This window comes from uncultured Dialister sp., assembly GCF_900538805.1.
In the GTDB taxonomy this organism is placed as follows: domain Bacteria; phylum Bacillota; class Negativicutes; order Veillonellales; family Dialisteraceae; genus Dialister.
Genome location: NZ_UPZP01000017.1, coordinates 23,720 through 30,169, shown reverse-complemented (window position 1 = coordinate 30,169; position 6,450 = coordinate 23,720). Strand labels below are relative to the sequence as shown.

The window sequence follows — 6,450 nt, the reverse complement described above, 5'->3', positions numbered from 1 at the left end:
GGCTGGGGGAACAGTGAGACAGTGAGATAGCGGATAGCGGACAGCGGACAGCAGACAGCCGGCCCACTAGCCCACCGGCCCGCTTTTATGTTATATTTTTCATGTACATTTCATAAAGGAAGAAGCGATACAATGGAAAAGCATTTTGATATTAACCGGGGCGGCTTCAGCATACGAAGCAGGCTCATTGTGAATGACAGCGACAAAAGCACCCGTACCTTTGATGATGTGGTCATTGTCACCCATGGCTTTGGCAGCAGCAAAGAAACGGCAGGCACCCTCCATTTCGGAGAACATCTCACCTCCAAGTACAAGGGATTTGCGGTCATTGCCTTCGACTGGCCCTGCCACGGCATGGACGCCAGAAAAAAGCTTACCGTAGACGAATGCCTCACCTACCTCAAACTGGTTACAGAATATGCCAAAGAAGTGATGAAAGCCAAACGGGTATATAACTACTCTTCCAGCTTCGGCGGATACATTACCCTCCGCTACATCATCCAGCAGGGCAATCCTTTCACCAAAATTGCTCTCCGCTGTCCGGCAGTATGCATGTACCAGTCCATGATGAGCTATATTTCCGACGACGATAAAAACAAACTGGCCAAGGGAAAAGAAATTTCCGTAGGGTTTGAAAGAAAAATGAAAGTAGATGCCTCCTTCTTCGAATCCCTCCGGAACTTCGACGTACGGAAGCAGGAATACTTCGACTACGCCGACAACATGCTCATCATTCACGGCACAAAGGACGAAATGATTCCCATCGAAGAATCCCGCCGCTTTGCGGAAAACAACGTCATCGAATTCATCCCCGTGGAAGGCGCCAACCACCCCTTCCAGAACCCCGACCACATGGCGCTGGCCATCCATAAGATTATTGAATTCTTCCATGGATAGTGGGGCCCTTTGACACGCCTGCGGCGTGAAGGTTCTTAAGATTGACCGGCCTGTCGGCCGGAGGGTTCTTAGGTTTGACAGCCCTTCGGGCTGAGGGTTGTGGTATCGCCGCCATTGGACAGCGCCTTTGGCGCTGAAGGTTCTGAAGTTTGACGGGGCTCTCGCCCCGAAGGTTCTTAGGTTTGACGCAGCCTAAGGCTGCGAGGGTTGTTGTATCGCCGCTTTGCGGCGATGAGTATGAAATCAGCGTTACGGGATTGGCGTTTGTGTCACCATTGCGGCATAGCGAAGAGCCAGAGCCTCCTTCCACAGGAAGGAGGTGGCGCCGTCAGGCGCCGGAGGATAGGGGCGTCAGGTCTTTTGATAAAAATACGGACCTATCCTCAGGGCTTCGCCCAGCTCCTTTCTGAGAAAGGAGCCTGCGTTACGTGTTATCCTTCCTGCCTTCCACTCGTCATCCTGAGCGAAGCGAAGGATCTCGGTTCAAGACGATAGTGAATCAATTATCGTTAAATACCGGTCGGCAGGAAGGAGCCGCTGCAGGCGGCTCCCCCCTTGGTGCCTGACGGCACCACCTTCCCCTACAGATGGTAAAACAATAGAGCACAGCAATGCAAAAAGCCTTATATCAACCGATTTCCGATTGATATAAGGCTTTTATTCATGGAGCCAGCAACAGGATTTGAACCTGCGACCTACGCATTACGAATGCGCCGCTCTACCAGCTGAGCTATACTGGCATGAACATATATATATTACAGGAGAGGCCCCCATTTGTCAAACTGAATTTCCTAATAAAAAAATCCGCCGCTGCGGATAAAAAATGGAGCGGGTGAAGGGAATCGAACCCTCGTAACCAGCTTGGAAGGCTGGCGCTCTACCATTGAGCTACACCCGCATAAATGGTCGGAGCAGCAGGATTTGAACCTGCGACCCCTTGGTCCCGAACCAAGTGCGCTACCAAACTGCGCTATGCCCCGACAACATAATTGATTATACCAGCAGTCCCCTGTTCTGTCAATGGGCTTTTTGAAAAAATATCCTTATATTTTTTATTTCAGCCTGTGGTATAGTAATGGCAGTGAGACAGCCGTTTATATATTTCCTGGCGAGGAAACGGCTCCCTCAATATTTGTAGTATTTGAAGAAAGCCTTCCAAGGGAAGCGCTGATTAAGCCGTTGTCTGATTTTATTCTTGAATTTTTATGTAGTGCAAGGAATGGAATGACGCGAATAGCAAGCTATTTAAGGAATTCCATGACGCAGCAGTACATAAAAATTCTTATAAAATCAGACTCTGCGACTTAATCAGTGCTTCCCGCCGCCTGGGTAGACTTTTTTCATGTCTTATTTAGACATGATTGTGGCAGCTAAGATTCCGAAAGCAATCATCAAAGATAATGTTTCGTACATATTCATAGTGCCACCCCCTCTCCACTTTCATTTTGAGGGGTCAAGCCGTGCAATATAAGCCAGCTGTCTCACCATAAATGATTATATTATATGACAAAGAAATAATGTTCTTGTATTTTTTATTTCAGCTTGTGGTATAATAATGGCAGCAGGACAGCCGTTGCATATTCCTTGGGCAAAAGGAAACGGCTCCCTCTCAACATTTTCAGTATTTGAAGAAAGCCTCCTTAAGCCTATGGGTAGGCTTTTTTCATGTCCTACTTAGACATGATTGTGGCGACTAAGATTCCGAAAGCTATCATGAGAGATAATACTTCGTACATATTCATAGTGCCACCCCCTCTCCACTTTCATTTTGAGGGGAATAAAAAGCCGCACAATGCAAAGCAGCTGTCCTGCCACTGTTATTATATCATTTTATAGCAGATTCAGTGATACATTTTATATTCCGCATAAAAATCCGGAGAGCCCATCAGGGGTTCTCCGGACTTTTCATTTCAATAATCTTCATCCCAGGCGTTGATATACACCGGTTCCATTTCCATCATTTTCTTCTGTTCCTCAGTGAAATGGCTCTTCAGGATCACCGCTTCATACACGAACTCCCGGAAATAGGCTTCTGAGCACACGAAATAGCCATTGTCTCCCACGTCTTTGCCCCAGGAGTTCTCGATTTTCCAGCGGTCCGGATTTCCATTTTCATCCAGGTGCACGCCGGTGAGAAGCATGGCGTGGGTGGCGGAGCTGGCGCTGTATTCCAGGCGCTTTCCCTTTTCCATATCCGTGGAGAAGCCGCCCAGCAGATCTTCATAGCGTACGCTTTCCGGGTCCCACACCCCTTCCTTTCTGGCACCCGCCGCACCGGCGTCGCAGGCAAACCACACCGCTTCTCCCGCTTTGAGCTGCTTCACGCAGAGGGCCTCCATATCCTGGGCGGTGAGATTCAAGCCCTTCATATCCCGGCCTGCCATATTGCTGCCTCCGTGGAAAGCAATGACACGGCCCAGGGGCTTGTCAAAGGTGGGCTCATTGATGACGGCCATGTAATCCGTAAGGGAAATGCCTACGTATTTCCTGTAGAACTCCTGGGGCGTGAGTCCCCGGTCCTCATGAAACTTATGGTCCTTATCCTGCCAGGTAAAATCGAACTGCTGCACCGGTTCGCCGAAGGCAATACATTCCGCCTTGTACACTTCTTCCATCATTTCCGCTTTTCTGGCATAGGGATCCTTCCCTGCCTTCACCAGAGCCCGAAGCTCCATGGCATCCTTCCGGAGCAGGCGGTTCATCACGGAAACGAAACGGTCCGTATGGCCGGACTGGTAAGTTTCCGGCTGCACCTGCTTAGGCACTACGCCATACTTTTCCACCAGGTCCGCCGCTTCCGTCCAGTAGCCGCCATCGCTCATGCCCCGGAGCACATACTGCATGAGCTGGCCCTTCACCGGCGCATGGGCATGTTCAATCACCATTTCCAGGAAATTGTTCGCTTTTTCCAGCTTATCGTAAAAGGAAAGGTAATTCTGGGACAGCTCAAACTGCTCCATATGGCACTTTTCCGCCACCTTCTCCCGAAGGATGTTCAGCGCCGCAAAAAGCCAGCAGCGCCCCGACTGCTCCTGGGCCGTAATGCCCCGGGTCTTCACCTCCACCGTAAAGGCCCCCTTCAGGGCCGCTCCCTTCATCGGATGGTAGGCCAGGTCCATCATATTCGTCTTGGCCAGGGCCCCATGGAGCACCTGGGCCGCTTTGTCCGCTTCATAGGACTCATGAAATTTGGTAAGCATATCCTGGGAAATATCTTTCATAGGGATTCCTCTTTTCTGTATTGACACGCCTTCGGCGTGAGGGGTCTTAAGATTGACCGGCCTATGGCCGGAGGGTTCTTAGGTTTGACGGCGCCTTTGGCGCCGAGGGTTGTGGTGGCGGCTCCGCCGCAGTATTTAGCCCCCTTCCTTTGGAAGGGGGTGGCGCTGAAAGCGCCGGAGGATAGCAGGCTTTTCGCAGAAAAGCCGAGGCCCCAGAGGGGCCTGATGTGAGTAAATGGTATTCCTGCGTAATTTCGGACCTATCCTCAGGGCTCCGCCCAGCTCCTTTCTGAGAAAGGAGCCTGCGTTACATACTTCCCTTCCTGCCTCCCACCGTCATCCGGGGTCGGTCAGCCGACAATCGGAAGGTCCCTCTAAATTTCTCGTTTTCCCTTGAGGTGGCACAACTATCTCTTTCATCACGTATGTGGCACAGGCCGAGAGCAAGGCTGTGATGATGCGCCGAAGGCGCCACCTTCATGTACCATTTACCATTTATCATTTATCATTTATCATTTCCTATCTCCCACCCGTGGCAGGCGATTTCTATGACCGTCTCACAGGCTTTGACCAGGGAGGGAAGGGGCAGGTATTCGAAGCGGCTGTGGAAATTGGCGCCGCCGGTGAAGAGGTTCGGGCAGGGCAGCCCCTTGAAGGAAAGCTGGGCGCCGTCGGTGCCGCCGCGGATGGGGAGCTCCACTGGCGTGACACCCACCTTTTTCATGGCCCTTCTGGCCAGTTCCACAATATCCATATGACCGTCCCGGATGATGTCAAGCATATTGAAGTACACATCATGAAGAGCCACTTCCACCGTGCCTTCGCCGTATTTCTCATTCAGAAAATCGGCCATGCGCAGCAGATACTGTTTCCTCTTTTCAAATTTCATCCGGTCATGGTCACGGACCAGCATATCCAGCCTGCATTCTTCCACGGAGCCGGAGATTTTGTACACATGGAAAAAGCCTTCCCTGCCCTCCGTGCATTCCGGCTTCTCCCCTTCCGGCAGCAGGGACTGCCATTCAGAGGCAATGGAAATGGCATTCACCATTTTACCCTTGGCGTCTCCGGTGTGGACGCTTCTGCCATGAATAGTGACCACCGGATTGGCAGCGTTGAAATTTTCATATTCCAGACCGCCCAGCTCGCCGCCATCCACGGTGTATGCAAAGTCGGCGCCAAACTTCTTCACATCAAATTTCAAAGGGCTCCGGCCCGTTTCCTCGTCCGGCGTAAAACCGATTCGAAGCTTTCCATGCTTCACTTCCGGATGGGCTGTGAGATACTCCAGGGCCCCCATAATGGCCGTCACCCCGGCCTTATCATCAGCGCCAAGGAGGGTGGTGCCGTCAGTGACCACAATGTCCTGGCCCTTGTATTTCAGGATTTCCGGGAAATCCTTCGTAGAAAGGATGATATTCTTTCCCTCGTTCAGGCAGATATCCTTCCCGTCATAGCTGCGAACCACCCGGCTTTTGATGGGGCCGCCGGGGGCATCGGGACTGGTGTCCATATGGGAAATAAATCCCACCGTCTTTCCACTTACCCCATTGGCCGGAAGGGTGGCCATGACGTAGCCGTTCTCATCCAGGCTCACCTCCGTGAGCCCCATGGCCTTCAGCTCCTCCGCCAGATGACTGGCCAGCACCATCTGCCCCGGCGTGCTGGGATACACCTGGTCATTGTCCTCGTCGGACTGGGTATTGTAGGAAATATAATCTTCAAACCGTTTCAAAAGTTTTTCTGTATCTAAATCCAAAGGATACCACCTCTTACTTTTTATGATAATTCCATCATATACCAAACGGAAAGGATGTGCAAAGGGCCGCTTTGACACGCCTGCGGCGTGAGGGTTCTTAAGTTTGACGGGGCTTTCGCCCCGAATGTTCTTAGGTTTGACAGGCCCTACGGGCCTGAGGGTTGTGGTGGCCGCTTCGCGGCAAATAAAAAGGGAGGGCGCGCCTGACGGCGCAGGTTGGGGCCGCCTGACAGCGGCAGGTTGTATAGAAGGGTTGTGTTCGCTGACGCTCAGGGGAAGGTGTCGCCCTCACGGGCGATGAGTATGAAGTCAACGTTACGGGATTTCCTTACTGCCTAACTCCGTCATCCTGAGCGAAGCGAAGGATCTCGGTGCAAGACGATAGTGAATCAATTACCCTTAAATACCGGTCGGCAGGAAGGCCGCCGTTTGGCGGTCACACCAGCATAGAGTATCTTTTGAGCTTTTACCCTGGTACACCCTTTTGCCACTCTGTGGCACTTCCCCTCAAGGAGAAACAAGATGTTACGGGGAAAATTCAATTTCATAAGGCATGCAGCCCATGGCCGGGCA

The 6,450-nt window shown here is 51.7% G+C and carries 5 protein-coding genes and 3 tRNA genes; 1 reads left to right on the top strand and 7 read right to left on the bottom strand.

Annotated elements, in window-relative coordinates:
• The first annotated feature begins 132 nt into the window (after positions 1 to 132).
• Positions 133 to 897, top strand: a complete 765-nt coding sequence (locus QZQ29_RS03015) for an alpha/beta hydrolase (RefSeq protein WP_296959456.1) — start codon at positions 133 to 135, stop codon at positions 895 to 897.
• Positions 898 to 1,561: 664 nt separating this feature from the next.
• On the opposite strand, the gene QZQ29_RS03010 is transcribed toward QZQ29_RS03015, so the two are convergent.
• The 7 genes from QZQ29_RS03010 to pepT form a co-directional block, all read right to left on the bottom strand.
• Positions 1,562 to 1,637 (bottom strand) — tRNA-Thr (locus tag QZQ29_RS03010).
• An 84-nt stretch (positions 1,638 to 1,721) separates the two neighbouring features.
• Positions 1,722 to 1,795: transfer RNA gene (locus QZQ29_RS03005), tRNA-Gly, on the bottom strand.
• A 5-nt stretch (positions 1,796 to 1,800) separates the two neighbouring features.
• Positions 1,801 to 1,877: transfer RNA gene (locus tag QZQ29_RS03000), tRNA-Pro, on the bottom strand.
• Between the two features lie 367 nt (positions 1,878 to 2,244).
• A complete protein-coding gene (locus QZQ29_RS09260) occupies positions 2,245 to 2,316 on the bottom strand; it encodes a putative holin-like toxin (protein WP_366663864.1) in 72 nt (23 codons plus the stop codon).
• 251 nt (positions 2,317 to 2,567) lie between these two features.
• Positions 2,568 to 2,639, bottom strand: coding sequence for a putative holin-like toxin (locus tag QZQ29_RS09255; RefSeq protein WP_366517992.1), 72 nt, complete (start codon positions 2,637 to 2,639; stop codon positions 2,568 to 2,570).
• Between the two features lie 168 nt (positions 2,640 to 2,807).
• On the bottom strand, positions 2,808 to 4,118 hold the full coding sequence (locus tag QZQ29_RS02995) for a C1 family peptidase (RefSeq protein ID WP_296959453.1): 1,311 nt from the start codon (positions 4,116 to 4,118) through the stop codon (positions 2,808 to 2,810).
• 505 nt (positions 4,119 to 4,623) lie between these two features.
• Positions 4,624 to 5,877 (bottom strand): peptidase T, encoded by a 1,254-nt coding sequence (pepT, locus tag QZQ29_RS02990; protein ID WP_296959450.1) that lies wholly within the window; start codon positions 5,875 to 5,877, stop codon positions 4,624 to 4,626.
• Positions 5,878 to 6,450 lie beyond the last annotated feature (573 nt).

Bases quoted from the DNA above. Each gene is read 5' to 3' on its own strand.
- QZQ29_RS03015 (WP_296959456.1), top strand. From the start codon at position 133: ATGGAAAAGCATTTTGATATTAACCGGGGCGGCTTCAGCATACGAAGC.
- QZQ29_RS02995 (WP_296959453.1), bottom strand. From the start codon at position 4,118: ATGAAAGATATTTCCCAGGATATGCTTACCAAATTTCATGAGTCCTAT.